The following is a 26743-nucleotide window of genomic DNA, read 5'->3' on the forward strand; positions in this document are numbered from 1 at the left end:
GCCAGGGGGGCGGGAGGTGGGCTAGCGGGTCACTCCTCGATCCAGACGTTGGCGACGTCGCCGTTGCGCGTCCAGCTCAGGAACTCGAAGCCGCCGAGGCGCTCGGAGTGCATGGTCGGCGTCTGGGTGAAGGCGACGGGGACCCAGGCGGCGTCCTCGGCCGCGATCCGGTCCGCCTCGGCCCAGGCCGCGTTCGCCGTCTCCTCGTCGGTGGCGGCGAGCGCCTCGTCGATGGCCGCGTTGAACTCCTCGTTGTTCCAGCCACCGAAGTTCGGCGAGCCGGCGCTGTAGGTGCGGCCGTCGAGCATCGGCACCAGGTAGGCCCGGGCGCCGAAGTAGTCCGCCCCCCAGGCGGCCGGGGCGATGTCCCAGACGCCCGCCCGCGTGGCGTCCTCGTTCTGCAGGTACTCGCCGTAGAAGGCGTTCTGCGTGGTCACCAGGAGCTCGACCTGGAAGCCGGCCTCCTCCAGGTCCTGCTGCATGATCGTGGCGATCGTGCGGTAGGGCTCGGTCTCGCGGTAGAGCAGCTTGACCGGCACCCCGTCGGGGTAGCCGGCCTCGGCCAGCATCTCCCGGGCCCGCTCCTGGTCACCGGACGGCGGGACGTCGAGCGGGTTGATCTCCTCGTGCCCCGGGACGACGGGGGGCAGGACCTGGTTGGCGATGGTGGCGACCGCCTCGCCGCCGAGCACCTGCTGGATGGCCTGCTTGTCGACCGCGAAGTTGAGCGCCTGGCGCACCTCGGTCTTGGCGAAGGCGCCGTCGGCGTTCGGGCTCAGCGTGTTGATGACGATGTAGGGCTTGATCCCGCCGTCACCACCGATGACCAGCCGCTCGTCCTGGGCGCGGTAGAGCGCCGGGACCTGCGCCGCCGGGACGACGGCGTCGGAGAACTGCATGTCGACGGTGCCGGCCTCGATCTGCTGCTGCACCGCGGCGGCGTCCTGCCCGACGGCGACCTCGATCCGGTCGACGTAGGCCTCGCGGATCGGGTCGGAGTCGGCATCCCAGACGGGGTTGCGCTCGAGGACGAAGCTCTGGTCCGGCTCGTAGGACGCGATGCGGTACGGGCCCGAGGCGATCATGTTCTGCCGCAGCTCCGGGGAGTCGGGCAGGTAGTCGAGGTACTCGACCGGCTGCGGCGAGGTGAAGACGCCCAGCGAGAGGATGTTGAGGAAGTCCGCCGCCGGCTGCTTGAGCGTGAACTGGACCGTGTGCTCGCCGGTGGCCTGGACGCCGCTGATGTCGTTGTCCTCGATGTAGGCCCGGATGGCCTCGACCGTGCCGTCGACCTCGGCGAAACCGGTGCAGTACTCCTCGAGCCCGGCGATCGTCTCGGTGAAGTAGCTGGCCACCGCGGAGGGCTCGACCGGGTTGCACAGCCGCTCCATCGCCCGGACGACGTCCTCGGCCACGATCTCACGCGGGCCGTCGGGGGCGTCGAACTCGATGCCCTCCTGCATCTCGATGGTGTAGGTCAGGCCGTCCTCGGAGATGCCGCCGTTCTCCACGGTCGGGATCTCCAGGGCGAGGTCCGCGGCCGGGATCGCCGGGCCGCCCTCGTTGTCGGGGTCGATGACCTGCGAGAACAGGTTGCGCGTGGTGGCGCGGTGGATCTGGTACTCGCCGACGCTGTAGGCCGACGAGGGGTCCAGGTGGAGCACATCGGCGTTCCCGGCGAGCTTCAGGGTGCCGCCGGTGCGCGGCTCGCTGCTGCCGTCGGCTTCCGTCCCACCCGAGTCGTCGCCGCAGGCGCTCAGCACCAACGCGGCGACCGCGGCCGTGACGAGGATCCTCTTCTGGTTCATTTCCCGCCTTCTCGCTGTCTCGGGGTTGCTTCCAGCGCAGCCAACCGCGCACCCCGCCTGTTCGTCAAGCGATCACTTGTTCGTTATGCGAACGTAAGCTTCTCGTGACGGCCGGCGGTGCCGGTCAGCGACCGTCGGCGCCGCAGTCGTTCGGGCCGGGGATCTCCAGGCACACCAGGCGCAGCTCGACCTTCTCGAGCTCCTCCTGGGCGTTGTCGACGGCGTACATCGCGTAGAGCGAGACGACCAGGCTCAGCACGGTCAGCGTCACGTTGACGATGACCCCGCGGTCGCGCTCGACGGCAGGGGTGGTCTTCACGGTTCCTCCTGGTGGGTGCGGTGGTGGGCGGACGGCGCGCCGTCCGTGTCGGGGCGCCGCCGCGCGGCGCCCGGTCATGCCACCGGGCGGCGCCCGATGGGGTGCATGGCCGCCCGGTGGAAGTCGACGGAGCCGGCCGCCTCCAGGCGGAGCCCGGCGATGCGCCACCCGCTCCCCGGTGTGCGCACGAAGCGGTGGTGGTACCGCCCCCACAGCTCCCCGTCCGGCGAACCGTCCACGTAGCGGTGCCACGCGTAGAGGTAGCAGGTGCTGCGGGCGGAGTCGTCGCCGTCCAGGACCACCTGCAGGTTGGACACGTGGTGGCTGGTCGCCGCGAAGGTCCCGGCGAGCCCGATCGCGATGGTCCGCGCGATGGCACCGGCCCCGACGATGGTGGGGCTCTCGGGTCCGTAGTCGACGACCGCATCGGGGGTGAAGAGGGCGGCCACGTCGTCGGGCCGGTTCTCGTCGAAGAAGGCGCAGTAGGCGTGCACCAGGTCGGCCACGGCCTGCCGGTCGCCGATCTCCCGCACGGCACGGGCAAGATCCATCGGCGGGAACCTCCTCCCTCGGTGTGGCGGGCGGCCGGCGCCCGATGCTGCCGCCGGCGGCGGGGGCGGGCTCCACCGCCCGGCGCCCCGTCCGCCGGACCGGTCTGCCGTTCGCATATTGCACTACGGTTCTTGATGCGAACAAGCACCCCCCGTGGGCGCGGCGGGTCGCCGGCCGGTCGCGACCGCCCCTCCGTCTCACGGCACCGGGACGGCAAGAGTTCGTCCATCGAATGATTGTTCGTGATACGAACATGCCGTGACGATCGACGCGACGCAGCACCCGGACGCCGTCCGCACGCTCATCTGGGACGCCGTGCAGGAGATGTACGCCGCCCACATCGCCGGCGACCGCGCCCCCAGCGCCCGGTACCTGCACGAGGACATGACCATCTGGGATTCCGAGGAGGAGCCCCTCGTGCACGGCACCGCCGGCCTGGAGGCGCTCCGCGACCGTCGGCCCACCGGTCCCGGTGCGCCTCGGGTGTGCGCCATCGACGTCGAGGAGCCCGTCATCGACGTGTGGGAGGACGTGGCGCTGTGCCGCCACGTGTTCCACGTCCACTTCGCCGACGGCGCCGCTCCGTCGCAGACGATCCGCAACACCGGTGTCTGGCGGCGCCACCCCCAGGGCTGGCGCATGGCGCACAACCACGAGGACGTCGTCCGCGGCTGACCGGTGCCGGATCAGCGCCCGGTGCCGGTCACCGCGCGGCCCGGGGCGGGTGCAGGCTCCGAGACGGTGAAGACGCGCAGCGTGCCATGCGCTAGGAAGGGCACCGCCACGGCGAACAGCACGGTGCCCAGCCCGACCGTGCCCCCGAGCAGCAGCCCGCCGACCAGCGCGCTGCTCTCCAGGCCCAGGCGGGCCGCCCACACCGGCATGCCGCGGGCCGCCAGGCCGGTCATCAGACCGTCCCGTGGCCCCGGGCCCAGCCCGGCGCCGATGTAGAGGCCGATGCCGATCCCGATGACGGTCACCCCGACCACGGTGAAGACGGTCCGCTCGAGCACGCCGTCGGCCTCGGGGAGCACGGCGAGGAACGCGTCCGTGGCCAGGCCTACCCCCACGACGTTGAGCACCGTGCCCAGGCCGGGGACCTGGCGGAGCGGGATCCACAGCACGAGCACGAGCAGCCCCAGCAGGATCGAGGCCTGCCCCAGCGTGAGCGGGGTCCGGCGGGCGATGCCCTGGTGCAGCACCTCGTAGGGCGGCAGCCCCGTTCCGGCCCGGGCCATCAGCGCGATGCCGAGCGCGATGACCACCAGCCCGACGACGAGCCGCGGCAGCCGGGCGCGCAGCTGGCGGCGCGTGGGCCAGAGCACCGTCCGCACCGGCTGCTCGGCCCTCCGCGTCACCACCGGCCGGCTGCGTCGAGCGCGTCGACGTCGCTGCGGTCGCCGAGCAGCTCCCAGCGCTGCAGGGAGAACGGCACATTGCCGTTCAGCCAGACGTGGTCGTGGAAGGCGCGCAGGGAGAAGGAGTCGCCCAGGCGGGCGACCGCGTCGGCGAGCATCCGGAGGATCTCGCGCTTGCCGACGAGGTAGGTCATCGCGTGCCCGGGGTTCGCCGCGTAGGACGCGGTCTCCTCGAAGGCGGTCTCCTCGTCCATGGGCACCCGGTCCACGAACGCCGCGACCGCTTCGTCGACGCCCCACGCGCCGGTCGCCAGGTTGACGTCGACGATGACCCGCAGGGCCCGGAGCCGGTTGAAGTTGTGCACGACCTGCCGGGAGTGCGGCGCGTCGTCGAACAACCCGGCCTGCAGCATCAGCTCCTCGTTGTAGAAGGCGATGCCCTCGTTGGGGATCGAGTCGTAGTAGCGACGGCGGAGGGGGTCGGGGTGGGCCCAGGACAACGCCAGCTGCTGGTAGTGGGCGCCCTCGTGGACGATGCCCAGCCGCGGGTCCCGCGCGTTGGCCGCGTAGAAGTACGGCAGCGCCGGTCCCGGGTCGGGCGTGTAGGAGACGCCGTCCTCGTGCAGCCGGCCCTCGAAGGTCAGGTCGTCCGTGACGCCGAGCCACTGGATCGGCCGGAGGTAGGCCGGCAGCGGTGCGGTGAGGTAGTCGCGCAGCGTCGGCGGCTGGGAGAGCAGCCCCTCGCGCTCGTAGAAGTCCCGGACCTGGCGGGCGTCCCGCGCCTGGCGGGCCACCTGCTCCTCGGCCGTGACCGGCAGCGCGGGCAGCGGCACCTCCCGGTTGCGGTTGCGCTCCAGCGTCTCCCAGACGACGGCGCGGTCGTACTCCTGCTGGGCCGCGGCCACGAGCGCCTCCGGTTCGGCGGGGGTGAGCGCGACGTGCCGCAGGAACCAGACGAACGCCTCCCGCCCGACCCCGACCGTCGTCGTCATGCCCGGGGCCGCCGACCAGAGCCACTCCCGCAGCTCCACGAGCGACCGCACCGCGGTCCCGGCCGCCCTCGCCAGGGCGTCGAACTGGCCGGCGTCCAGGTGCTCGCGCAGCCCGGCGACCGACGTCGGGAGCGCCTCCTCGATGTCGCCGAGCAGGCGTGCGGCGGCGCGGGCGAGCGGCCCGGCCCCCGCCCGCGCCAGGTTCTCGCGGGCCACGGCCACCTGTGCGGGCACGGCGTCGAGGACCGCCTGCAGGCTGCCGCGGGTCGCGGCGTCGAACGGCGGGGGGCGCAGGAGCAGGTCGAAGTAGGGGCCCAGGACCTGCCCCACGAGCAGCACGGCGTCCCGCTCCCAGTTGCGCAGGACGTCGAGGTCCCAGGTCACCCGGGCGAGCGCGGAGCCGAGCAGCCGGTGGTCCACCTGCACCGGTACGGGCGCCGAGGAGACGTCCAGCCCCTCCCACCTGGCGCGGAACTCCGCGGCCCGCCGGCGCTTCTCCTCGACCGCCGCCGCGGAGAACTGCGGCAGCCAGCCCGCGGGGTGGTCCACGCGCGGGATGTCGTCGGAGGTCCGCAGGGCGGTGGCCAGGCGCCACTCCCAGATCTCGGCACCCAGGTCACGTACGGCGGTCTCGGCGGTCATCAGCTCTTCCGGGTCGGGTGCCGGTCGTCCGCCGGCAGCGTGCGAGGGGTGAGGGACAGCGGGCGCCCGTCGTCGGGGCCCGCACCGGTGGCCCCGGCCAGCAGGCAGGCGGCCAGGTGACCGGTGCCCACCGGCAGGAGCACCGGGTCGTCGACGTGGCAGGGGGCCGCGACGCGCGGGCAGCGGGTCGAGAACCGGCAGCCCTCCGGCGGGCTGGCCGGGTCGGGCACCTCGCCCGTCAGGGCCCGCGGCAGCTCGGCGTCCCGGCCCAGCCGGGGCACGGCGGCCATGAGGGCCGACGTGTACGGGTGCTGCGGACGGTCCCACACCTGGGCCGTGGGGCCGGACTCGACGATCCGGCCCAGGTACATGACCGCCACGCGGTCGGCGATCCGCCGGACCACCGACAGGTCGTGCGAGATGAACAGCAGCCCCATGCCGAGGGAGCGCACGAGGTCGAGCAGCAGGTCGGCCACCTGCGCCTGCGTGGAGGCGTCGAGCGCGGAGACCGCCTCGTCGGCGACGATCACCGACGGCTCGGCGGCCAGCGTCCGGGCGATCGCGATGCGCTGCCGCTGCCCGCCCGAGAACTCGTGGGGGTACCGCCCGGCCACCTCGGGGTCCAGCCCGACGGCGACGAGCAGGTCCCCGACCCGGGCCGACCGGGCGGCCGGACCGGTGAGCGAGTGCGGGAGGCCGTCGGCGATCTGCCGGCCCACCCTCCGCCGCGGGTTCAGGGACGCGTAGGGGTCCTGGAAGATCATCTGGAGCCGCCGGTCGTGGACGGGCCGTGCGGAGCGGCCGACCTCGCGGGCGGGGCGGCCGTCGAGGGTCACCGTGCCACCGGCCCGCGGCAGCAGCCCGACGACGGCCCGCGCGAGCGTCGACTTCCCGCAACCGGACTCGCCGACCAGGCCGACCACCTCACCGGCCCGCACGTCGAGGTCCACACCCGCGACGGCGGTGACCAGCTGCCGGTCCCGCACGTAGTCCACCGAGAGGTCGCGGACCTCCAGCAGCGTCTGCGTCGTCACGTCAGCCTCCCAGCCCGGTCGCCGCCACGCCGGGGGAACGGTGGTCGGGACCGCCCTCCGGGGCGGTGCCCGGGTCGGACAGGGCGTCGAGCAGCGAGGCGGTGTACGGGTGGCCGGGGGCGGCCAGCACCTCCCGGGTCCGGCCCTCCTCCACCACGCGGCCCGCCTTCATGACGTAGAGCCGGTCGCTGGTCACGTTCATGACACCCAGGTCGTGGGTGATGAGCAGGACCGCCATCCCGGTCTGGGCCCGGAGGTCGTCCAGCAGCCGCAGGACACCGGCCTGCACGGTGACGTCGAGCGCCGTCGTCGGTTCGTCGGCGATCAGCAGCCGCGGCTCGCAGGCCAGCGCGACGGCGATGGCGATGCGCTGCTTCATCCCACCGGAGAACCGGTGCGGGTAGGCGCGCACGGCCTCCGCCGGGTTGGGGATGCGCACCTGCTCCAGGAGCTCGAGCGCCCGGGCGGCGGCCGCCCTCTTCGAGATCCCGCGGTGGACGCGGAGGTGCTCGGTGATCTGGGTGCCGACGTCGAGCATCGGGTGCAGCGCGGTGGTCGGGTCCTGGAAGACCATCGCGACCTGGGCACCGCGCAGCTCGCGGAGGTCCCGGGGCCGCAGCGCCAGGACGTCGCGCCCGTCGAAACGCACCTCTCCCCCGGTCCGCGCTCCGTGCGGCACCATGCCGAGCACCGAGAGCGCGGTGAGCGTCTTGCCGCTGCCGCTCTCGCCGGCCAGGCCGACGACCTCTCCGGCCGCGACGTGCAGGCTCACGTCCTCGACCAGCGCCTTCCCGCCGTCGCGCCCCGGGAGCCGGATGGACAGCCCGTCGATCTCCAACAGGCTCATGCCGACGTCCCTCTCGTCGCGCGGGCGGTCCGGGGGTCCAGGGCGTCGCGCAGGCTGTCCCCCAGGAAGTTGAAGGCCAGCACGATCGACAGGATCGCCAGGCCCGGGAAGACCCCGACCCACCAGAAGCCGAAGGTTCGCGCGCCCTCGGACACCATGGCACCCCACTCGGGGGTCGGCGGCACCGCACCCAGGCCGAGGAAGGACAGCCCCGAGAGCAGCAGGACCGCGTTGCCGAGCTCCAGCGTGGCGAGCACCAGCACGGGGCCGGCCACGTTGGGCAGGATCTCGCGGACGAGCGCCCGGATCGAGGAGATCCCCAGCAACCGGCTGGAGGCGACGAACTCGCTGTTGCGCAGGCTCAGCACGAGGCTGCGCGTCACCCGGGCGTACACCGGCCAGGAGACCACGACGATGGCCAGCACGGCGTTGCGCAGGTTGGGCCCCAGCGCCGCCACGACCGCCATCGACAGGATGATCGCGGGGAAGGCGAAGAAGAGGTCCACGACGCGCATGAGGACCTCGTCGAGCTTGCCGCCGACGTAGCCGGAGACGGCGCCCACGACCGCACCGAAGACCAACGACAGGGCCACCAGCATGAAGGCCAGCGGGATGCTGATCCGCGCACCGTGGACGACCCGCGACAGCACGTCCCGGCCGAGGCCGTCGGTGCCCATCAGGTGCTCCGCCGACGGCGGCAGGAAGCGAGCCGCCTCCTGTGCCAGGGGATCGGCCGGTGCGATCCACGGGGCGAACGCGGCGAGCACGACCCAGCCCAGGGCGACGGTCACCCCCACGAGCGCCAGCGGCCGGCGCCACGCGGGACCGATGCGCAGACGGCGCGCGGGAACCGGTGCGGCGGGTGCGGTGACGGCGCTCATGCGGTCCGGATCCTCGGGTCGATGAAGCCGTAGAGGACGTCGACGACGAGGTTGACCAGGATGTAGACGAAGGCCACGAAGAGGCTGACTCCCATGATGGCGGGCAGGTCGAGGGTGGTCGCGCTGCGGAAGGCGTAGGACCCGATCCCGGGCCAGGAGAAGATCCGCTCCACGAGCACGGTCCCCGCGAGCAGCGAGGCGAACGCGGTGCCGACGACCGTGATGATCGGGATCAGCGCACCGCGCATGACGTGCCGCCGGACGATCAGCGACAGGGGCAGCCCCTTGGCGTGCGCCGCCCGGACGTAGTCGTTGCCCAGCACCTCGAGCACCGAACTGCGCACGAAGCGCGTGAGCAGGCCGACCGTGAACGCGGCGAGGACCAGCGCCGGCAGGATCACGTGCTCCAGCGCCGAGCCGAAGGTTGCCAGGTCACCGGCGAGCAGCGCGTCGACGGTGTACATCCCGGTCACCTTCGGCGGTGGCGCCTCGCCGGGGTCGAGCCGGCCCGCGCTGGGGAACCAGCCCAGCTGGAAGCTGAAGACGTAGACCGCGATCAGCGCCAGCCAGAAGAGCGGCACGGAGACGCCCCCCAGGCTGAGCACCCGGAACAGCTGGTCGACGGGTCGGTCGCGGCGCAACGCCGCCCACGTACCGCAGCCGATGCCGACGACGAGGCTGACCACCACCGCGACCAGCGCGAGCTCCGCCGAGGCCGGCCCGAACTCACCGAGATCGGTGAGCACGGGCCGGCGGCTCTGCTGCGAGACGCCGAGGTCGCCCTGGACGAGGTTCACCAGGTAGTTGCCGAACTGGACGACCAGCGGCTGGTCCAGCCCGTTGGCCGCGCGCCAGGCGGCCACCACCTCGGGGTCCTCGAGCGCCTGCTGCCCGAGGTTCGCCGCCGCCGGGTCGCCCGGGACCACGTTCGTCAGCACGAACGACGCCAGGACGACCCCGAAGGCGAGCACGACGGTCGCCACCACCCGCCGGGAGAGGAACCTCAGCAGCACGGCCGGTCCTCCCTCAGCGCCCGATCGCGGTGAGGTCCAGCGTCCACGCCGGGTGGAAGGGCACCGCGCCGATGTCGGCGGAGGCGACGACCGCGGCGGTCGGCTGGAAGACGGGGAACATGACCCCCTCCTCGTTCATGAGCTGCTGGAACTCCTCGAAGAGCACCGCGCGACGCTCGTCGTCGGACTCACCGGCGACCTCGGCCATCACGCGCTCGATCTCCGGCGCGGCACCCGCCTGCCAGCCGGCCCGCTTGCCGACGAGCTCACCGGGGCCGAAGGCCAGGTAGTCGGCCGGGTCCGGGTAGTCCGGCGCCCACAGCCACAGCCCCATCTGCTCCTGGCCGTTGCGGTAGGTCTCCAGGGTGGTGGCGATGGGGCCCGGCTTGAGCTCCAGGTTCACGCCCACCTCGGCGAGGCCGGCCTGCAGGCGCTCGGCCACCGGCCCGAAGCTCAGCCCGTTGGCCGAGAAGTCGCTCGGGTACTCCAGCTCCACGGTCACCGGGCCGCCCAGCCGCTCCACGGCGGCCTTCGCGCGCTCCACGTCGCGCTGGGGTGCCTGGTCCTGGTCCAGCGCGCCGAAGAAGACGTTCGGGATGATGCCGGGGACCCGCACGGCGCCGTCACCGGCGATCTCCAGCAGCCCGTCGTAGTCGATGCCGTAGCGCACCGCCTCGCGGAAGTCCGGGGAGGAGGTGATCTCCGAGACCGCGGGGTCGGCGTTGGCGAAGGTGAACCAGATGTTCGGCGAGGCGACCTCGTCGATCAGGAGGTTGGGGTCCCCCCGCAGGCCGGCCAGCTGCTCGGACGCCAGGTCGAGCGCGATGTGGCTCTGGCCGCTCTGGACGTTCATCGCCTGCGTCGGGCCCTCGACGTTGCGCAGCACGATGCGCTGGAAGGGCGGCGCCTCACCGCGGTAGTCCGGGTTGGCCGCCAGCACCGTCTCGGTGGAGGTGCTGAACTGGTCCAGGACGTAGGGCCCGGTGCCGACCGACTGGGAGTTCAGGAACTCCTCCGCCGTGTCGGTCTCCGCCGCGTCGGGAGCGTCGGTGCCACCGTTCTCGCGGACGGCGTCGGCGTTGAGGATGCCCAGGCTCGGGCGGGGCAGGATGCGCAGCAGCTGGGGGTTGGGCTGCTCGCTGCGGAGGACCACGGTGCCCGGGCCGTCGGCCTCGGCGGTGATCCCCTCCACGAGGAAGGAGCCGTTGCCCTTCAGGTTCTTGACGCGGTTGATGGAGAAGACCACGTCGTCGGAGTCCAGCGGTGACCCGTCGGCGAAGGTGACGCCCTCCTCGAGGGTGAAGGTGTACTCCGTCGCGTCATCGTTGACCGTCCACTCCGTCGCCAGCGCCGGGGCCACCTCGGACAGGTCGCCGTCCTCGAAGGTCACCAGCGTCTCGTAGAGCGCCCTGCCGACGATCGTGCCGGCGACCTCGAACTGGCGGCCCGGGTCGGCCGTCTTCAGGTCGAACGCCTTGTCCACCACGAGCGTCTCGGGGAGGTCCCCGGCGGTCGCGCCGGTGCCCTCCGCGTCGCCGCCGCAAGCCGTCAGTGCGAGTGCTCCGGCACAGAGTGCCGCGAAGCCCACCCGCCGTCGTGGTCCTGACATGTCATCTCCTCGCTCGCCCGGCCGGGCCTGCCGAACGGTGCTCGGCCGCGTGCACTCTGCGAACTTCTGTTCGCGAAGCGCAGCCTGCCGCATCATCCGATGCGTCGGCAAGGACGTCGGCCGAAGTTGTCGGACGCGTCGCGGCACGCCGGAGGCGGCCGCGGGCAGACGCCGCAGCCGGGGGCTGCCGTCGTCGCACGGCGGCGAGCGGGGCGCTCCCGCGCGGTACCGGACCCCGTTCCGGGGTGGCCGGCACCCGAGGAGGGCCGGGTTGCGCGGTGGTCAGGCCTCGCGCGCGAGGAGGAAGAAGAAGGGGTCGGGCAGGCCCCGCAGGTCCATCAGGCCGAGCACGGTCCGGCTGCCCACCCGCTTGAAGACGTCGACGATCGGCAGCCGGTCGTAGACCATCGCCGCGGTGACGACCCCGCGGTGCTCGACGGCGCGCAGCCGGGCCTTCGGGCGGCGGGTGGTCAGCAGGGGCCGGACGGCGGTGAAGGCGAGGCGGGCGGGCGTGCGGTGCGCCAGTGCGGGCAACCTGCGCAGCACGCCCAGCGGGACCGGCGCCGGGTTCACCGGCCGCGGCCCGGAGCGCGTGGCGAACAGCAGCGGGTGCGCCGTCTCGGCGTCACGGAACTCCTTGCCCCACCAGCCGTAGCGCTCCAGCAGGCCGTCCAGCGGCGACCCGGTGGGCACCCCGCTCCCCCGCCACCGGCCGAACATCTCCTCGACCGCCACCGGTTGCGCGAGGTCGAACATCGCGAGGGCCTCGTCCCTGGGGATGCCCCGGGCGGCCTGCGCCGGCCACTGGTCGGTGCCGAGGGACTCCCGCGTCATCCCACCGGGCGCTCGAAGGTCGCCAGCACGCCGTCGACGCCACCGGGGCCGATCCGGCCCTTGACCTCGACCGCGGTGATCGCCGTGGGCTGCCAGCCGTTCCGGGCGTGGTCGCCCCGCACCTTCTCCGGCTTCCCGCCGGACATCGTGCCGCCGATGAGGCCCTCGCGGATCTCCTCGACCTTGTACTCGTAGCGCGCGGCAGCCATGGATCGCCCGTCCTCCCGGTGATCGCGTCGGTCGCCCGCCAGCCTGCCCCGCCGGCCCGGTGGCGTCGAGCCGGACGGCCCGGGCGGGGCGGTCTCACCGGCCGGCGCCACCACCGCCGGCCGCGGCGAGGGTGCGCTCCAGCTCCGGGGTCAGCCGCGGGATGGGCCGGGTGTCCTCGTCGACCGGCGGGCGCGGGAGCGGCGAGACGAACGGGCTGCGCACCGCGGCGGCCACCGCGCCCGGGTTGACCGAGGCGGCCGGCACGCGGCGACCGGCGGCGGGTGCCTCGAGGGCGACAGGCGTGATCTCGGTGGCCGCCCAGCGGGCCGCACCGGCGCCGAACGCCGTCGCGGACAGCGCCGCCAGCTCGCGCCACTGCCGGCCGGTGAACTGCAGGCGGTGGACGTCGTCGACGCGGGACCGGACCACCGCGCGGAAGACGACGTGCGCGGCGCGGTCGGGCACGCGGATGCCCAGCTCCACCTCGGCCCCGACCGAGGCGCCGACCCCGCGGACGCGCACCTGCGCGCCCCCGAGCGAGACGTCGACGAGCCGGGCCGGGACGCCGTCGACGACGGCGGGCAGCGCGGCCGGGAACCGGTGCCCGTCGCGCCGCTCGGCGGAGAAGCGCGGGTCGCGGATGCGGCGGATGCCGGCGACGACGAAGCCCAGCGTGCTCACCACCCAGAAGACCGGCACCAGCGTGGTGCCGCCCAGGCCGTGCCGGATCGGCGTCCAGCCGGCCACGCTCGCGGCCGTGAAGAGCAGGCTCCCGGCGAGCACGGCGGCCAGCACGAGCAGCACCGCCGGCACCCGCGCGCGGGTCCGCTCCGCCCCCGTGCGGCCCTTCGCGGTGACCGCGAACCGGCCGGTGCCGCGCAGCACGAGCGAGAGCGTGGCGGCCAGGTTGGAGGGCAGCCGGACCACCTCGAAGAGCAGGGAGAACCGCGCCGGGGCGAAGCCGCGCGACAGGAGGGTCAGCGCGACCTGCTGCAGCAGGAACGGGACGCCGGCCATCACCGCGAAGAGCACGGGCGGCGCGTCCACCGGGAACACCCCGGTGAGCAGCACGGTCACCGGCACGAGGGCGAGGCCCAGCGTCCGCCACGAGTCGAACCACGCCGACAGCGAGTAGAGATACCCCAGCCGCTGCCTGGGTGCGAGCCCCGGAGCGGTCAGCGGGTTGTCGTGCCGCAGCACCTGCATCGCGCCCCGGCCCCAGCGCCGGCGCTGCGCGTAGAAGGCAGCCGGGCTGCCCGCGGCCAGACCCCGGGCGAGCACCTCGTTGTGGTAGGCGCTCCGCCAGCCCGCGCGATGCAGCTTCATGGTGGTGTGGAAGTCCTCGGTGAGCGACTCGGTGGCCACCCCGCCGACCTGGCGCAGCGCCTCGGTGCGCAGCACGGCGTTGGTCCCGCACCAGAAGGCCGCACCCGCGTGGTGCTTGCCGGCCTGGATCACCCGGTAGAACAGCGACTCCTCGTGCAGGTCGACGCCCGGGCGCAGGTGCTCGAAGGAGCTCGTGTTGTAGAAGTGCTGCGGCGTCTGCACCAGCGCGAGCCGGTCGTCCGCGAAGTAGGGCAGCGTCCGGGTGAGGAACTCCGGGTCGGGCACGTGGTCGGCGTCGAACACCGCGACGAGGTCGGTGCCCACCAGTGCCAGCGCGTGGTTGAGGTTGCCCGCCTTGGCGTGGTCGTGCTCGGTGCGGCTGACGTAGCGGGCGCCCAGCGCGGTCACCATCTCCTCGACCTCGAGCCGGTCACCGTCGTCCAGCACCCAGGTCTCGTGCTCGCCCTCCATGGCCAGGCAGGCGGCGACGGTGGGCAGCAGCACGTCCAGGTGCTCGTCGTAGGTCGCGACCAGCACGGTGACCGACGGCGCCGGCCCGGGACGCGGCGTCGGCACGGTCGCCGGTGAGACGTCCCAGGTCGTCATCACGAACAGCACGAGGGCGAGCCCGCCGTAGAGCTCCAGCGCGAGGAAGGGGACGCCCAGCCAGAGCGCCGGGCCCTCGGGCAGGGTCGCCAGCAGCCGCCAGGTCAGGTAGGCGGCGGTGGCCACGACGGCGGTGACGGCCACCGCGCGCACCACGAGCAGCCGCGCGGCGCTCTCCGGCGCCGGGACGGCGTCCCGCGTCCCGCTGGGGCGGTCCAGCGCCGCCCGGTCCGTGCTCACGCAGCAGGCATCGACACGCGCACCGGCCGGGCACATCCCCCCGAGGGGTGAGGCCCGGGCCCGCGGTCAGCCGCTGCCGCGGAGCCCCTCGGCCGTCCGGTCGGCCATGTCCGCGAACTGCTCCCCCTCGTGCAGCAGCGTCCAGGCCATGACGAGCTCCACACCCGTCGGCACGCCGTCGGCCTCGACCGCCCCCGGCGGTGCGACGAGGTGGCTGACGCTCTCGACCAGGAGGCCCTCGCCCTGGCCCGCCACCTGCCGCGCCACCCGCCGGACGCGCAGCGCCGGGCCGGCCGGGAGCGGGACCAGGTCCACGGCGGGCGGCGCGAGGCCCCGCCCGGCGGCGGCCCGCTCCTGCTCGGCGAGCTCCGCCAGCCCGGTGGTCAGCCGGTACCGGTCCGCACGGAGGCTGGCCAGGACGCCGTGGACCGGGTCGGGCACCCAGAGCGCGGCCAGGTCGGGCGGGCCCTGGCGGAGCGCTGCGCCCAGCGACCGCAGCTGCGCACCCAGCCGCGCCGCGCCCTGCCCGTGGGCACCCAGGTCGGCGCAGACCTCCCGCGCCCACCCGGCCACGGCACCGGACCGGGGCAGCCACACCCAGCCCACGTCGGACGGCTCGACGGAGTACTCCCAGCCCGTCACGGGAGCCACCGGAACGAGCCCGCGACGGCGTCGAAGAGCGCGGTGAGCGGGTCGAGCAGCTCCAGCAGCGGCGTGGAGAAGCTCAGCAGCACGAAGCCGCCGCCGGGCACCGGGTGGTGGTACTGCGCGACCGCCGTCTGGACGGGGCGGCCACCGGGAGCGGGCGCGAGCACCCGGCGGCGCAGGCGAGCCACCGGCCCGCAGGGCAGCTCCACCACGTCGGCCGACCCCCCGGGACCGGCCGCGGCCAGGAATGCGGCCTCGTGTGCGCCGGGCCGGTCGCCGGCCGCCGGGGGGACCACCCCCACCGCCAGGGCGCAGGCGAGCGGTGGGGCGCCCTCCTGGAGCACCGGCAGGTGCACCTCGACCGTGCGGCTGTCCACCCGCGCGGCGACCGCGTCGTGCAGCACGCGGGCCACCTGGGGCATCAGCCGGTCCCGGTCGGGGCGGCCCCGGATGACCGCCCGGGCGGTGCGGCGGATGTCGGCGTCCCGCTCCGCGTCGTCCAGGACGCGGATCCGCACCCAGTCGCCGGGCACCGCGAAGGTGAAGTCGCGCGGCCGCACCCCGACGGCCCCCGGCACCCCGGCGGTCACCTGGCCGCCCGGGCCGGAGCCGGGCCGCCGCTGCCGGCGAAGGCGTTGGCGGCGGGAACGGTGCCGGCGGCGTTCGCGAGCAGGCACGCGCCCTCGGCCCGGGCGACGCGGGAGAGGCCGGTCTGCACCTGGGGGGCGGCCGTCGCGGCCGTGGGGAGGAAGGTGGGCGGGCCGGCGACGGGATCACGCCACAACCCCGACCGGCGGTAGGCCTCGGCCCACTCCCCGCGGGTGGGCAGCCAGCCGCGCGGGTCGCGGGCCCGGGAGGTGAGCGCGCCGGCCGCCGGTCCCGGGGACGCGGCGACGCGCGAGGCCGCCCGCGCCTCCCGGCGGGTCATCCCCGAACCCCGCAGGTGCGTGACGAGGGACGGGCGGGCCAGCCCGCGGGTGCCCGTGGCCACCGCCCGGCCGGCCAGCGCGAAGGCGCGACCGGCCCCGAAGGTCAGCACGCCCGCGACGTCCCAGAGCACGGCGTCGAGCCCCGCCCGGCCGCTCGCCAGCAGCACCGTGTTGCCCACCAGGGAGACGGCACCGGCGGCGAGGGCCAGCGCGGCGAACGGTGCGGCGAAGGGCTGCAGACCCGGGATCGCGCCGAGGAGGAACGCCGCGAGGCCGAGGGCCCCCGCCACCTTCCCGGCCCAGCCGGTGACGACGGCGATCACGTCCAGGACGTCGTCCCAGAAGCCGTCCGCGAGGTCGTCGGCGCCCAGGACGTCGTCGACGGCGTCGGCGGCGGTCTCCCCCGCCGCCCGCCACTCGGCCTCCAGGGACGCCAGTTCCTCGCCGGCCGCCCGGATGCCCCCGGTGGCCGCCGCGGCGTCGTCGTGCGCCCGGCGCTCGGCGACCGGGTCGGGTTCCGGCTGCGCGGCGGCCCGTTCACGGGCCCGCCAGGCGGCGTCCCGGGCCTCCTCGGCCTCCCGGGCGCGGGCCAGGACGACGTCGGCACGGGCCTGGACGTCCTCCAGGGCGCGCGCGTAGCCGGCCAGGGCCGCCGCCGTCCCCTCGTACCGGGCGAGCGCCTGCTCGATCGTGCCGGCCACCTCTGCGGTGCGCTCCCGGAACGCCCGGCCGGCGCCGGAGTCCCACACGGTCGCGCTGCCGTGGATCTCGCGGAGCGCCGTCGCCGCCGTGGTGATCGCCGCGGCCGTGCCGGCGTACTGCCGCGCGAGCCGGGCGACCGCTCCCGCGTCGCCGCCCACGGGGTCCGACGGGCGCAGCGGCGACCAGTCCCGCGGGCGGCTCACCGCTCACCGGCCAGGGCGGCGACGAGTTCGGTCTCGATCCGCTCGTAGAGCTCCGCGGCGTCCTGCGCGGCCTGGCCGAGCCCCGCGATGAGCTCGGCCATCTCGGTCCGCCGGCGGTCCCAGCCGGTGCCGAACTCCCGCAGCCGCTCCCGCAGCCGGTCGTGCGCGATGACGTCACCGCCGACGTCGGCGGTGTCCCGCGCGCGGTCGAACTCACCGTGCACGACCAGCAGGGCCCGCCCCGCATCGCGCAGGACCGCCGTCTCCACCTCGAGGCCATCACCCACGCCGCGGACCCTAGGCAGGAACGACCCTGCCCCGGACCCGTCGTCCACAGGCGGGTCAGGCGGTGCGGGGGCCCTCCCACAGGTCGATGCCGGCGTCGACGGCGTGCTGGTCGATCGCCGCGAGCTCGTCGTCGGTGAACGCGAGGTTCCCCAGCGCCCCGACGTTCTGCTCCAGCTGGCCCACGCTGCTGGCCCCGATCAGCACGGTGGTCATCCGCGGGTCGCGCAGCGCCCAGGCCAGCGCCATCTGGGCCAGCGACTGCCCGCGCTCACGGGCCAGGCCGTCCAGGGCGCGGACGTGGGTGAGCGCCTGCTCGGTGAGCAGGTCGGGCGAGAGCGACTTGCCCTGGCTGGCCCGCGACCCCTCCGGCACCCCCCCGAGGTACTTGTCGGTGAGCATGCCCTGGGCCAGCGGCGAGAAGGCGATGCAGCCGGCCCCGACGTCGGCGAGCGCGTCCAGCAGGTGCTCCCGCTCGATCCAGCGGTTGAGCATCGAGTACGAGGGCTGGTGGATCAGCAGCGGCGTGCCGAGGTCGGCGAGGATGGCGGCGGCCCGCCGGGTCTGCTCGGGCGAGTACGACGAGATGCCGGCGTAGAGGGCCTTCCCGGAGCGGACGGCGGTGTCCAGTGCCCCCATCGTCTCCTCGAGCGGCGTCGCGGGATCGGGCCGGTGGCTGTAGAAGATGTCGACGTACTCCAGCCCCATCCGCGCCAGCGACTGGTCCAGGCTGCTCAGCAGGTACTTGCGCGAGCCCCCGCCCTGCCCGTACGGCCCGGGCCACATGTCGTAGCCCGCCTTGGTGGAGATGACCAGCTCGTCCCGGTAGGGCCGGAAGTCGTCGGCCAGGTGCCGCCCGAAGTTGGTCTCGGCGCTGCCGTAGGGCGGGCCGTAGTTGTTGGCCAGGTCGAAGTGGGTGATGCCCAGGTCGAAGGCCCGCCGCAGGATGTCCCGCTGGCGGTCGAACGGCACGTCGTCGCCGAAGTTGTGCCACAGGCCCAGGCTGAGCAGGGGCAGGTCCAGCCCGCTCCGCCCGGTGCGGCGGTAGGTCATGGAGTCGTAGCGGTCGTCGGCTGCGGAGTAGGCCATGCGCCGATCCTGCGGCACCGCCGCCGCACGCGCCGCACCGCCCCCGGGGAGGTCCGCCGCCCAGGGTGGACGCGTCCACCCGGCCCCTGGAGGTTCCTGTGCTGCTGCGCGTGCTCGGGTTCCTGCTGGTCGCGTGGCTGGTGCTCTCGGTGGTCGGCGCGGTGCTCGCAGTGGTCGAGGGCCTGATCTGGCTGCTGCTCGTGGGCGTGCTGCTGCTCCTCGCCACCGCCGCGTACGGCCGGCTGAAGCGCGACGACCGGGTCTGACCCCCGCGGCGGATCGATCGCCGTCGGCGTCGCCACCCCCTCCGCCCGCGAGCGGGTGCGGCCCGCCGGCATCAACCCCCGCCCGGCCGGTGGGCCCAGGTGTGGCGGTAGTAGTCGGCCAGCCGCAGCCGTGCGGCCGCCGCCTCGTCCAGGTAGACCCCGGCCCGGGGGTGCAGCTGCAGCACCGAGGCGGGGCACATGCTGCTGAGCGGGCCCTCCACCGCGGCCGCCACGGCGTCGGCCTTGGCCCTCCCCTGCGCGACGAGCACCAGCTCCCGCGCCTCCAGGATCGTGCCCAGCCCCTGGGTCAGGCAGTGCACCGGGACGTCCTCCGGGGAGCCGAAGAAGCGCGCGTTGTCCGCCCGCGTCCGGGGGGCGAGGGTCTTGACGCGGGTGCGCGAGGACAGGGACGACGTCGGCTCGTTGAAACCGATGTGCCCGTTGGCGCCGATGCCGAGGATCTGCACGTCGATGCCACCGGCCGCCTCGATCCTCCGCTCGAAGCCGGCCGCCGCCGCGTCCAGGTCGGCCGCGCCGCCGTCGGGGACGTGCACCCGGGCGGGGTCGAGCCCCAGCGGCTGGACGACGGTGCGCCGCAGGACCGAGGCGTAGCTCTGCGGGTGCCCCGGCGGGAGCCCGACGTACTCGTCGAGCCCGAAGCCGCGGATGCCGGAGACGTCCAGCCACCCGGCGGCGACCTGCCGGGCCAGCTCGGCGTAGAGGCCCAGCGGCGAGGAGCCGGTGGCGAGACCGACCACGGCGTCCGGGCGCCGGCGGACCGCCTCGGCGATCCGCCGCGCCGCGACCCGGGCGACCTCGTCGGGCCCGGGGAGGATGACCACCTCCACGGCCCCAGGATCCCACCGGTGCGCCCCGCTTCAGCCGCGGCGCCCGTCGTCCGATGGGACGGTGTGCGACGACTGCCGGCCCTGACCCTCTCCGCCGTGACCACCACCGCCCTGCTGTCCGGGTGCGGGACGCCGGGCGCCGGTACCAGCGGGGCGACCGGGCCGGTGTGCCCGGCGGCCGAGCTGACGCGGCCGGGTGCAGCCGACGGGGTCTACCTCGGGGTGAACCTGGACTGGGGCGACCGCACGCTGACCGAGCACTCCGCCGCGCTGGGCTCCCGCCCCGCCGTCGCCGTCTCCTTCACCGGCTTCCCCTTCTCCCCCGCCGACGAGCGCAACCTCGACGCCGCCGTCGAGCAGGTGCGGGGCGAGGGGGGCCTGCTGCTGCTCACCCTGGAGCCGCACGACGGGCTGGCCGCCGTCACCGACGACGCGTCCGCAGCCCTGGCCGGGCGGCTGGCCGGCTACAACGAGCGGGGCGTGCCGGTGGTCGTGCGCTTCGCCCACGAGATGAACGGCTCCTGGTACCCGTGGGGGCAGCAGCCGGGCGCCTACGTCGAGGCGTTCCGGCGGATCGCCGCCGCCGTCCACGCGGGGGCGCCGGGCTCGGCGGTCATGTGGGCGCCCAACTACGGCGGCGGGTACCCGTTCACCGGCGGCGTCCACGCGGCGAGCGCCTCGGCCGACGTCGCCGCGCTGGACACCGACGGCGACGGCGTGGTCTCGGCGGCCGACGACCCCTACGCCCCGTACTGGCCGGGCGAGGACGCCGTCGACTGGGTCGGGATGTCGCTCTACCACTGGGGCGACGCCCACCCGTGGGGGGAGAACGAGGTGCCCGAGCCGGGCAAGTTCCTCGCCCAGCTGACCGGCACCTACGCCGGGCGGGGCGGGGACGACCGGGGGCTACCGGACTTCTACGCCGAGTACGGCGAGCGGTACGGCAAGCCGGTGGCCATCCCGGAGACCGCGGCGTTCTTCGCCCCCGACGGCGGTGGCGACGGCGAGCTGGCCGTGAAGCAGACCTGGTGGCGGCAGCTGTTCGACCCGGGGCTGGCCGAGCGGCTGCCCCGCCTGGCGATGATCAACTGGTTCGAGTGGGCCAAGGAGGAGCCGGAGGTCGGCGGCCGGGTGGACTGGCGCGCGACCGGGTCCACGCCGGTGCGCGACGCCTTCCGCGCCGACCTGCCGGAGTGGGCCCTCGACGCCGGCGACGTCCCCCGCTGCGGAGGCTGAACCGATGGCCCGCCGGGCGCGGAGCATCCCGCAGACGACCAGCGAGCAGCACAGCCCGACGCCGGCCGACAGCCACACCGCGGCCTGGTCGAGGCACCAGCCGTAACCGGTCCAGGCGGCGCAGGCGCCGGAGCCGAGCCACCACCGCGCCGGCGAGAGCCCGGAGAGGTCCTGCGTGCGGTCGCGCAGCAGGCTGACCGGCTGCGGCAGCGCGGCCGCCGCGCCGACCACGGACGCGATCCCGCCCAGCAGCGCCGCGGCCGCCGCCGGGTCGGTGCCGAGCAACCTGGTGCCGGCGAGCCCCCCGGCGGCCAGCGCGGCGAGGACGGCGGCGCCCGGTGCGGTGCGCAGCAGCACGTGCGGGGCGCGCAACCGGGGCTGGGTGAGCAGCAGCGCCACGAGGACGGCGGCGTTGCCCGTGCCGACGACGGCGTTGGTGACGATCTGCACGGGATCGCCGGAGAGCAGGCCGAAGGCGAGCCAGCAGAGGTTGAGCGCGACGGCGAGCCAGGCGCTGGTGGGTGAGAGGCCGAGGGTGCGGCGGTGCCGGCAGGACCGCCAGACCTGGGGCCAGACGACGGAGATGCTGAGGGTGGCCGCGAGGATGCCGAGAGCGGCGGACATGGTGGAGCGGGGATCCGTTCGGAGTCGGTGCGAGGAGCGGTCACCGGGAACGGGGTGCGGGGCGCTCGGCGGTGAGCGGCTGGGCCGGCGGTGACCGGGGACGTCATCGGCGTCATCCATCCGTGACCGGAACGTGATCTTCCGATTGCGCTCTGTGACGTCTGCCGCACGCTCGTAGGCTGGGCGGCCGTGACGACCCGCACCGAGACGATCCGCGCCGCCGGCGGCTACCTGCGGTCGTGGCTGGACGCCCAGGTGCGGCACCGCCGCGTCCCCGGCGTGCAGGTCGCCGTCCGCCACGGCGGCGAACTGGTGCTGTCGGCCGCGTTCGGGGTTGCCGACGTCTCGACCGGGGCCCCGCTGACCCCCGAGCACCTGTTCCGCGTCGCCTCGCACTCCAAGACGTTCACCGCGACCCTGGTGCTGCAGCTCGTCGAAGCGGGGCGGATGCGGCTCGACGACCCGATCGGGGTCCACGTACCGGAGCTCGAGGCGGGCGCCTCGCCGGTGGCCCGGGTGACCGTCCGGGAGCTGCTCGGGCACCAGGCCGGCGTCACCCGGGACGGCGCCGACGCCGACTTCTGGCAGCTGGAGCAGCCCTTCCCCGACCGGGCGGGGGTGATCGCGGCGGCGCTGCGGGCGGGCCCGGTGCTGCGCCGCAACGAGCACTTCAAGTACTCCAACGTCGGCTACGCGCTGGTCGGGCTGGCGATCGAGGCCGTCACCGGCGTGCCCTACGCCCAGGCGGTCCGCCGCGGGATCCTCGAGCCGCTCGGCCTCACCCGCACCGGCGCCGACCACGAGCCCGCCCGCGCCGACGAGCACGTCAGCGGGCACACCGGGCTGCTGCTGGGCGAGGAGACCCGCGAGCCCCTCGGCTCCGGGGGCACCGGCGCCTTCGCCGCGGCGACCGGCTTCTTCTCCACCGCCGAGGACCTCGCCCTCTACGGCTCGGCCCACGTGCTCGGGGACGACCGACTGCTCGGCGACGACGCCAAGCGGGTGATGCAGCGGCTGGAGTCGGTGGTGACCGCCTACGGCACCGAGGTCGGCCGGTACGGGCTGGGGCTGGCGTTGACCACCGTGGGCGAGCGGCAGCTGGTCGGGCACAGCGGTGGGTGGCCCGGGCAGATCACCGTCACCTTCGTGGACCCGGCCGACGGGCTGGTCGTCAGCGTGCTCACCAACGCGATCGACGGCCCCGCCGAGGAGCTGGCGACCGGGCTGGTGAAGCTGGTCGACGTCGCGCTGCACCCGCGCACCGAGGTGCCGGCCGCGCCCCCCGGGAGCCCACCACCGTCGTCGTCCACCGGCCGGTTCGCCGGGCTCTGGGGCGTGGTCGACGTCGCCGAGCTCGCCGGGCGGCTGGTGCTCGTACGGCCGACCTGGCCCGACCCCCTGCCCGGCGTCGAGGAGCTGCAGGTGGTCGACGCCGGCACGCTGCGGGTCGCCCCGCAACCGGGGTTCGGGCCGGCCGGCGAGCTCGTGCCGCTGGAGCGGGACGCCGGTGGCCGGGTCGTGTCGCTGCGGCTGGGCGGCGTCACCTACCGGCAGGTCGAGGAGTTCCGCCGCCGACGCGCCTCGATGACCGGCGGGCCGGCACCGTCGCCGGGGCTCTGGAGCTAGCTAGGCACCGGCGGCGGGCACCCGGTCGGCGAGCGGCGCGGGGAGCGGGGGCACCTCGGGCGCCTCGTAGGCCCGGAAGACCGTCCGGTCACCGGGCCGGCCGTACAGCTGCCCCTCCCGGGCCTTCACCGCCGCGACCAGCACGATGCTGACCACCACCAGCAGCGACCACGACCCCAGCTTGGCGGCGTGGACGAGCGTCCACACCGACTCCTGCGACGGGTACTGCCAGGCGCGCAGCAGGGTGGCGGCGTTCTCGGCGACCCAGAGGAAGAGCCGATGAGCACGAACGAGAGCGCGAGCGGCATCACGTAGCGCCGCCGGCCGACCGTGAAGTGCACCCCGGTCCGCCAGGTGACGGCGAGCAGCAGGAGGGCCAGCGGCAGCCGGACGTCCCAGGTGACGTGGTGGGTGAAGAAGTTGAGGTAGACCAGCGCCGCGACGACGGCGGTGCTGCGCGCGCGGTAGGTGCCGATCCGGAGGTCGAACCGGCGCCAGGCCTGGCAGACGTAGCTGCCGACCGCGGCGTACATGAAGCCGCTGTAGAGCGGGACCCCGCCGACCGTGGCCAGACCGGTGTCCGGGTAGGACCACGACCCCTGGGCGACCTTGAACAGCTCGAGCACCAGGCCGACGAGGTGGAAGCCGAAGATGACGGCGACCTCGCGGCCGGTCTCCCAGCGGAGCAGCCACAGCGCCAGCGTCACGCCGAGGGACCACAGCAGCAGCGCGTCGGCGGCGTCGATCGGCAGCGGCACCACCCGGACCAGCGCCAGGCCGACGAAGAAGAGGACGGCGAAGAGGCAGCACTGCGCCTCGATCCAGGCGAACCGCAGCAGCTGCTTCACCGGGCGGAGGCTAGGTCGTTCCCGCGGCCCGCTGGCGTCTGCGCGGCCCGCGCGTGTCTGCCGGCGCCTGGCCGGCGGTCGGTCACCGGACGGTGGCCGGGCCGGGGCGGAAGGGCGCGCCGTGGGCGCAGACCACGAGGGTGGCGAGGTCGAGCACGCGCTCCCGCTGCCGGCGCAGCTCGTCGCGGTCGTGGCTGTAGGGGTCGTCGGCCGGGCCCTCCTCGGTCCACCACAGGTGGGTCAGGGCGACGACGTCGTCGGGGGTGCCGACGAGGGTTGTGATGTCCTGCGGGGTGTGCCCGGGCGTGGCCAGCAGCCGGATGGCCGGCGTCAGCTGCGTGCCCTCGGCGGCCCGGCGGGTGAAGGTGTCGCCCTCGATGACGGACTGGAAGTCGTGTACCGGGACCACCGGGAACAGGGCGACGTTGAGCGTGTGGTCGAGGTGGTGGTGGCTGACGACGACGTCGGTGACGTCCTCGGGGCGGACGCCGAGCTCGCGCATCGGGGCCAGGATGAGGTCCCGGTCGGCGACCATGCCGGGGTCGACGACGACGACCCGGCCGGCGTCCCGGACCAGGCTGACCGTGCCCGCCACGTGCGGCATGCGCACGTGGCCCTCGACCAGGACGTCCAGGCGGGCGGTGCGCGCCAGCTCCGTCATGCGGCGGACCGTAACAGCGGCGGCACGGACCGCGCGCCACCGCCGTGATCGCCCATTCAGCGGGAGCGGTTCGCCCGCACTCAGGCCGCCGCGGATCGAGTGGCCGGCGACGTGCCCGGAGCGTGACGGCGAACCACTTCGACCACGTCCCCGTGAACTGCCCGGGCTGATGGCCGTTCGCCGACTCGCGGCGCGATCCCCGGGGCGTGCACGACAGGGCCGGTCCCTGTCCGGTCGCCGGCGCGGGTCGGGGCCGGCCCGCTCGATGCCTGCCCGGTCGCCGAACCGCCCTCAGGTCCGCGTTCCCTGCGCCTGCTCTCCGGACGTCCCGGTCGCTCCGGGGTCGATCAGGATCTTGTCGACGAAGCACCAACGCCATGACTCCTCCGGCTCCAGGGACTGGATGACCGGGTGGTCCTCCTCGCGGAAGTGGGCCGCGGCGTGCTTGTTCTTGGAGTCGTCGCAGCAGCCGACGTGTCCGCAGTTCAGGCACAACCGGAGGTGGACCCACGTGTCCCCGATCTCCAGGCACTCCTCGCAGCCTTCCGGGGTCTTCGGCTCGACCTGCCGGACGGTGTCGAGATGGGTGCAGGAACTGGCCATGGTCTCGCCGCGGACGTAGGTGAAGTTCTCCCGGAACAAGCGGTCGGGCAGGCGGCGAGCCACCCATGCCGCATTCGCCGCCGCCAGCGGGCTGACCACCGCCAGGAGCAGCACGTAGACAGCGATGAAGGAGGCCAACCGGTCGTCCAGCCCCGCGCTCACGGCCAGGGTCGCGAGGATCAGGGAGAACTCCCCGCGTCCGAGCAGCGTGAGGCCCAGGTTGGCGGCCGCACGCTGGTGGTAGCCGTACACGCGGGCGGCGAAGACCCCTGCCGCCAGGTTGAGCACCAGGGTGAGGCAGCCGGCGATCAGCGCCGGAACCAGCACGGAGCCGATGGCCCCGAGGTCGATGCTGGCGCCGAAGGCGATGAAGAAGACCGCGGCGAAGGCGTCCCGCAGCGGCCGCACCAGACGTTCGACCCTCTCGCTCAACGACGTCCGGCTGATGACCAGTCCGATCATCAGCGCTCCGATCGCGTCAGAGACACCGAGCTCCTCGGAGGTGCCTGCCACGAGCAGCACCAGGCCGAGGGCGCCGATGACGAGCAGCTCGTCCTCGCGGCTGTGCACCACGGCCGCGACCGCGCCGGCGGCGAAGCGGGCCACGACGACGAGCAGGAGGAGGAAGCCGAAGCTGAGTGCGATGTCGCCGAGGAGTGCCAGCGGGGTCTCCGCTCCCCCGATGATGGGCGAGAGCAGCGCGAGGTAACCGGCCAGGAAGATGTCCTCCACCACGATGATGCCGAGCACGACCGGCGTCTCGGCATTGGCCAGCCGACGCAGCTCGATCAGCACCTTCGTCACGATCGCCGACGACGAGATGCCCACGGCGCCGCCGATGACGAGCGCCTCCTGCGCCCCGAATCCGAGGGCCAGCCCGAGCAGGATGCCGGCGCCGACGTTGAGCACGATGTAGACCGTGGCCACCAACAGCAGCCGGCGCCCGCTGCGGACCACCTGCTGCACCGGGAACTCGACCCCGAGGTGGAACAACAGCAGGATCAGTCCGAGCGAGGCGAGCAGCTCGAGGTCCACCGGGTCGTCGACCAGCACGATCCCCGGCACGCTGGGCCCGAGGAGGATGCCCGCGGCCATGAAGAACGGGATGGTCGGCAGACTGAGCCGCTGCCCGAGGCGAGCCAGGAGGGCGGCCAGCAGCAGCACGGCGCCGATGGTGACGAGCTCGTTCTCACCGAAGCCGGCGGTCTCGCCGGCGGCCGCAGCCTGCAGCACGTCAGTCCTCGAAGTAGGTGCCGGCCAGTACCGCCCCCAACATGCGGGACTCGTCGTCGGACAGTTCCAGCACGGCGCTCGGCTCCTCGGCCGACTTCTCGAAGGCGTACAGCTCCCGGTGCCCGTCCTTGTGCAGGACGACAGACACCCGTTGACCACCTCCCAGCACGCCGAGGTCGTAGCGCTTGCCGATGCCCATCAGCTCCTGGATCTTCACGTGGCGCCCCATGACTCCTCATCCGACCGTCCGGCTGGAACGGCCGAATCATCCGCTTCCGCCGTGACGACAGCCAGGCTGTCCCGACAGATCCACCGGCAGGAGCGCCATGACGATCGCGCAGCGGGCGTTTCGCGTGGCCGGTATCGCAAGGTCGATCGGTCGACGCGGCCGTGCACCGCCCCTTCCCACCGAGCCCACGGCAGCATCCCGGTCAGGCTGCGCAGGTCGGCGCTCCCGGGTGACGAGCGGGTCGATCTGCACGTCACATGCAGAGCCGCCCCAGCCCTCCGTGGAGGGCCGGGGCGGCTGGACGGCTGTTGCCATGTTGGCGATCACTACCGCCCGTGGGCGGACCGTCGGTGTCGAACCCGCTGACACTTCGGCGAGCCCGCCGGGACATTCCGCGGGAATCCGCGGGACATCCCGGCGGGCCTCGCCATCAGCTGACGAA

Annotated in this window: 27 protein-coding genes and 2 pseudogenes; 4 read left to right on the forward strand and 25 right to left on the reverse strand. The window is 74.4% G+C overall.

Translation table 11 applies throughout. From position 1 onward, the window contains the following. Positions 1–29 precede the first annotated feature (29 nt). The 3 genes from E9549_RS05245 to E9549_RS05255 all read right to left on the reverse strand — a co-directional run bounded on the left by E9549_RS05245 (position 30) and on the right by E9549_RS05255 (position 2678). Positions 30–1808 (reverse strand): ABC transporter substrate-binding protein, encoded by a 1779-nt coding sequence (locus E9549_RS05245; protein ID WP_236825489.1) that lies wholly within the window; start codon positions 1806–1808, stop codon positions 30–32. Positions 1809–1932: 124 nt separating this feature from the next. Continuing rightward, complete coding sequence (locus E9549_RS05250) at positions 1933–2127, reverse strand: hypothetical protein (protein WP_236825490.1); 195 nt, start codon at positions 2125–2127, stop codon at positions 1933–1935. Between the two features lie 74 nt (positions 2128–2201). Next, positions 2202–2678, reverse strand: a complete 477-nt coding sequence (locus E9549_RS05255; RefSeq protein WP_236825491.1) for a nuclear transport factor 2 family protein — start codon at positions 2676–2678, stop codon at positions 2202–2204. 259 nt (positions 2679–2937) lie between these two features. Here E9549_RS05255 and E9549_RS05260 point away from each other — a divergent pair, with 259 nt between their 5' ends. Beyond that, a complete protein-coding gene (locus E9549_RS05260; protein WP_236825492.1) occupies positions 2938–3354 on the forward strand; it encodes a DUF4440 domain-containing protein in 417 nt (138 codons plus the stop codon). Between the two features lie 11 nt (positions 3355–3365). On the opposite strand, the gene E9549_RS05265 is transcribed toward E9549_RS05260, so the two are convergent. The 15 genes from E9549_RS05265 to mgrA form a co-directional block, all read right to left on the reverse strand. After that, positions 3366–4040: a YitT family protein gene (locus E9549_RS05265; protein WP_236825493.1), complete on the reverse strand. Its 675-nt coding sequence runs from the start codon at positions 4038–4040 to the stop codon at positions 3366–3368. Continuing rightward, the gene (locus tag E9549_RS05270; RefSeq protein WP_236825494.1) at positions 4034–5671 is read right to left on the reverse strand and encodes a DUF885 family protein; all 1638 of its coding nucleotides are present in this window, start codon (positions 5669–5671) and stop codon (positions 4034–4036) included. The genes E9549_RS05265 and E9549_RS05270 overlap by 7 nt, the downstream gene beginning before the upstream one ends. Beyond that, positions 5671–6705 (reverse strand): ABC transporter ATP-binding protein, encoded by a 1035-nt coding sequence (locus E9549_RS05275; RefSeq protein WP_236825495.1) that lies wholly within the window; start codon positions 6703–6705, stop codon positions 5671–5673. The genes E9549_RS05270 and E9549_RS05275 overlap by 1 nt, the downstream gene beginning before the upstream one ends. 1 nt (position 6706) lies before the next feature. Beyond that, entirely contained in the window at positions 6707–7552 is an 846-nt protein-coding gene (locus E9549_RS05280) for an ABC transporter ATP-binding protein (RefSeq protein WP_236825496.1), read from the reverse strand. Beyond that, positions 7549–8433, reverse strand: a complete 885-nt coding sequence (locus E9549_RS05285; RefSeq protein WP_236825497.1) for an ABC transporter permease — start codon at positions 8431–8433, stop codon at positions 7549–7551. The genes E9549_RS05280 and E9549_RS05285 overlap by 4 nt, the downstream gene beginning before the upstream one ends. Beyond that, on the reverse strand, positions 8430–9446 hold the full coding sequence (locus E9549_RS05290; protein ID WP_236825498.1) for an ABC transporter permease: 1017 nt from the start codon (positions 9444–9446) through the stop codon (positions 8430–8432). The genes E9549_RS05285 and E9549_RS05290 overlap by 4 nt, the downstream gene beginning before the upstream one ends. Before the next feature lie 13 nt (positions 9447–9459). Beyond that, positions 9460–11055 carry an ABC transporter substrate-binding protein gene (locus E9549_RS05295; protein ID WP_236825499.1) on the reverse strand — a complete coding sequence of 532 codons (1596 nt, stop codon included), beginning with the start codon at positions 11053–11055 and terminating at the stop codon, positions 9460–9462. A 282-nt stretch (positions 11056–11337) separates the two neighbouring features. After that, complete coding sequence (locus tag E9549_RS05300; RefSeq protein WP_236825500.1) at positions 11338–11889, reverse strand: DUF4334 domain-containing protein; 552 nt, start codon at positions 11887–11889, stop codon at positions 11338–11340. After that, positions 11886–12098 carry a DUF4177 domain-containing protein gene (locus E9549_RS05305; protein WP_236825501.1) on the reverse strand — a complete coding sequence of 71 codons (213 nt, stop codon included), beginning with the start codon at positions 12096–12098 and terminating at the stop codon, positions 11886–11888. The genes E9549_RS05300 and E9549_RS05305 overlap by 4 nt, the downstream gene beginning before the upstream one ends. 94 nt (positions 12099–12192) lie before the next feature. Next, positions 12193–14271, reverse strand: coding sequence for a glycosyltransferase (locus tag E9549_RS05310; RefSeq protein WP_236825502.1), 2079 nt, complete (start codon positions 14269–14271; stop codon positions 12193–12195). Between the two features lie 66 nt (positions 14272–14337). Beyond that, a complete protein-coding gene (locus tag E9549_RS23750; RefSeq protein WP_304505722.1) occupies positions 14338–14913 on the reverse strand; it encodes a hypothetical protein in 576 nt (191 codons plus the stop codon). After that, complete coding sequence (locus E9549_RS05320) at positions 14910–15497, reverse strand: hypothetical protein (protein ID WP_236825503.1); 588 nt, start codon at positions 15495–15497, stop codon at positions 14910–14912. Before E9549_RS05320 ends, E9549_RS23750 begins: the two co-directional genes overlap by 4 nt. 8 nt (positions 15498–15505) lie before the next feature. After that, a complete protein-coding gene (locus tag E9549_RS05325; protein WP_236825504.1) occupies positions 15506–16753 on the reverse strand; it encodes a hypothetical protein in 1248 nt (415 codons plus the stop codon). Continuing rightward, the gene (locus E9549_RS05330; RefSeq protein WP_236825505.1) at positions 16750–17040 is read right to left on the reverse strand and encodes a hypothetical protein; all 291 of its coding nucleotides are present in this window, start codon (positions 17038–17040) and stop codon (positions 16750–16752) included. The genes E9549_RS05325 and E9549_RS05330 overlap by 4 nt, the downstream gene beginning before the upstream one ends. A gap of 55 nt (positions 17041–17095) precedes the next feature. After that, positions 17096–18127 (reverse strand): L-glyceraldehyde 3-phosphate reductase, encoded by a 1032-nt coding sequence (gene mgrA / locus E9549_RS05335; protein WP_236825506.1) that lies wholly within the window; start codon positions 18125–18127, stop codon positions 17096–17098. Between the two features lie 65 nt (positions 18128–18192). Here mgrA and E9549_RS05340 point away from each other — a divergent pair, with 65 nt between their 5' ends. Further along, positions 18193–18393, forward strand: a complete 201-nt coding sequence (locus E9549_RS05340; protein WP_236825507.1) for a hypothetical protein — start codon at positions 18193–18195, stop codon at positions 18391–18393. A 71-nt stretch (positions 18394–18464) separates the two neighbouring features. On the opposite strand, the gene nagB is transcribed toward E9549_RS05340, so the two are convergent. Continuing rightward, positions 18465–19241: a glucosamine-6-phosphate deaminase gene (gene nagB, locus E9549_RS05345; protein ID WP_236825508.1), complete on the reverse strand. Its 777-nt coding sequence runs from the start codon at positions 19239–19241 to the stop codon at positions 18465–18467. Between the two features lie 96 nt (positions 19242–19337). On the opposite strand from nagB, the gene E9549_RS05350 reads away from it, so the two are divergent. Further along, positions 19338–20477 (forward strand): glycosyl hydrolase, encoded by a 1140-nt coding sequence (locus tag E9549_RS05350; protein WP_236825509.1) that lies wholly within the window; start codon positions 19338–19340, stop codon positions 20475–20477. Positions 20478–20510: 33 nt separating this feature from the next. Here E9549_RS05350 and E9549_RS24445 read toward each other — a convergent pair. Then, positions 20511–21221: pseudogene (locus E9549_RS24445) on the reverse strand (SemiSWEET transporter); the annotation flags it as partial. A 69-nt stretch (positions 21222–21290) separates the two neighbouring features. Here E9549_RS24445 and E9549_RS05355 point away from each other — a divergent pair. Continuing rightward, positions 21291–22727 (forward strand): serine hydrolase, encoded by a 1437-nt coding sequence (locus E9549_RS05355; RefSeq protein WP_236825510.1) that lies wholly within the window; start codon positions 21291–21293, stop codon positions 22725–22727. Here the strand turns inward: E9549_RS05355 and E9549_RS24020 are convergent, their stop codons facing one another. The 5 genes and pseudogenes from E9549_RS24020 to E9549_RS05380 all read right to left on the reverse strand — a co-directional run bounded on the left by E9549_RS24020 (position 22728) and on the right by E9549_RS05380 (position 26301). Beyond that, a complete protein-coding gene (locus tag E9549_RS24020; protein WP_236825559.1) occupies positions 22728–22886 on the reverse strand; it encodes a hypothetical protein in 159 nt (52 codons plus the stop codon). Between the two features lie 45 nt (positions 22887–22931). Then, a pseudogene (locus E9549_RS05365) lies at positions 22932–23575 on the reverse strand (DUF817 domain-containing protein); the annotation flags it as partial. A gap of 82 nt (positions 23576–23657) precedes the next feature. After that, on the reverse strand, positions 23658–24236 hold the full coding sequence (locus tag E9549_RS05370) for an MBL fold metallo-hydrolase (protein WP_236825511.1): 579 nt from the start codon (positions 24234–24236) through the stop codon (positions 23658–23660). Between the two features lie 291 nt (positions 24237–24527). Further along, the gene (locus E9549_RS05375) at positions 24528–26072 is read right to left on the reverse strand and encodes a cation:proton antiporter (protein ID WP_236825512.1); all 1545 of its coding nucleotides are present in this window, start codon (positions 26070–26072) and stop codon (positions 24528–24530) included. A 1-nt stretch (position 26073) separates the two neighbouring features. Beyond that, on the reverse strand, positions 26074–26301 hold the full coding sequence (locus E9549_RS05380; RefSeq protein WP_236825513.1) for a hypothetical protein: 228 nt from the start codon (positions 26299–26301) through the stop codon (positions 26074–26076). Positions 26302–26743: the final 442 nt, after the last annotated feature.

Origin of the sequence: Blastococcus sp. MG754426, assembly GCF_021699055.1 — a bacterium.
GTDB lineage: Bacteria > Actinomycetota > Actinomycetes > Mycobacteriales > Geodermatophilaceae > Blastococcus.

What these genes read in the sequence shown, in the direction of transcription:
- E9549_RS05295 (WP_236825499.1), bottom strand. Translation starts at nt 11,055, where the DNA reads ATGTCAGGACCACGACGGCGGGTGGGCTTCGCGGCACTCTGTGCCGGA.
- E9549_RS05370 (WP_236825511.1), bottom strand. Translation starts at nt 24,236, where the DNA reads ATGACGGAGCTGGCGCGCACCGCCCGCCTGGACGTCCTGGTCGAGGGC.
- E9549_RS05245 (WP_236825489.1), bottom strand. Translation starts at nt 1,808, where the DNA reads ATGAACCAGAAGAGGATCCTCGTCACGGCCGCGGTCGCCGCGTTGGTG.
- E9549_RS05285 (WP_236825497.1), bottom strand. Translation starts at nt 8,433, where the DNA reads ATGAGCGCCGTCACCGCACCCGCCGCACCGGTTCCCGCGCGCCGTCTG.
- E9549_RS05270 (WP_236825494.1), bottom strand. Translation starts at nt 5,671, where the DNA reads ATGACCGCCGAGACCGCCGTACGTGACCTGGGTGCCGAGATCTGGGAG.
- E9549_RS05380 (WP_236825513.1), bottom strand. Translation starts at nt 26,301, where the DNA reads ATGGGGCGCCACGTGAAGATCCAGGAGCTGATGGGCATCGGCAAGCGC.
- E9549_RS05300 (WP_236825500.1), bottom strand. Translation starts at nt 11,889, where the DNA reads ATGACGCGGGAGTCCCTCGGCACCGACCAGTGGCCGGCGCAGGCCGCC.
- mgrA (WP_236825506.1), bottom strand. Translation starts at nt 18,127, where the DNA reads ATGGCCTACTCCGCAGCCGACGACCGCTACGACTCCATGACCTACCGC.
- E9549_RS05305 (WP_236825501.1), bottom strand. Translation starts at nt 12,098, where the DNA reads ATGGCTGCCGCGCGCTACGAGTACAAGGTCGAGGAGATCCGCGAGGGC.
- E9549_RS05280 (WP_236825496.1), bottom strand. Translation starts at nt 7,552, where the DNA reads ATGAGCCTGTTGGAGATCGACGGGCTGTCCATCCGGCTCCCGGGGCGC.
- E9549_RS05255 (WP_236825491.1), bottom strand. Translation starts at nt 2,678, where the DNA reads ATGGATCTTGCCCGTGCCGTGCGGGAGATCGGCGACCGGCAGGCCGTG.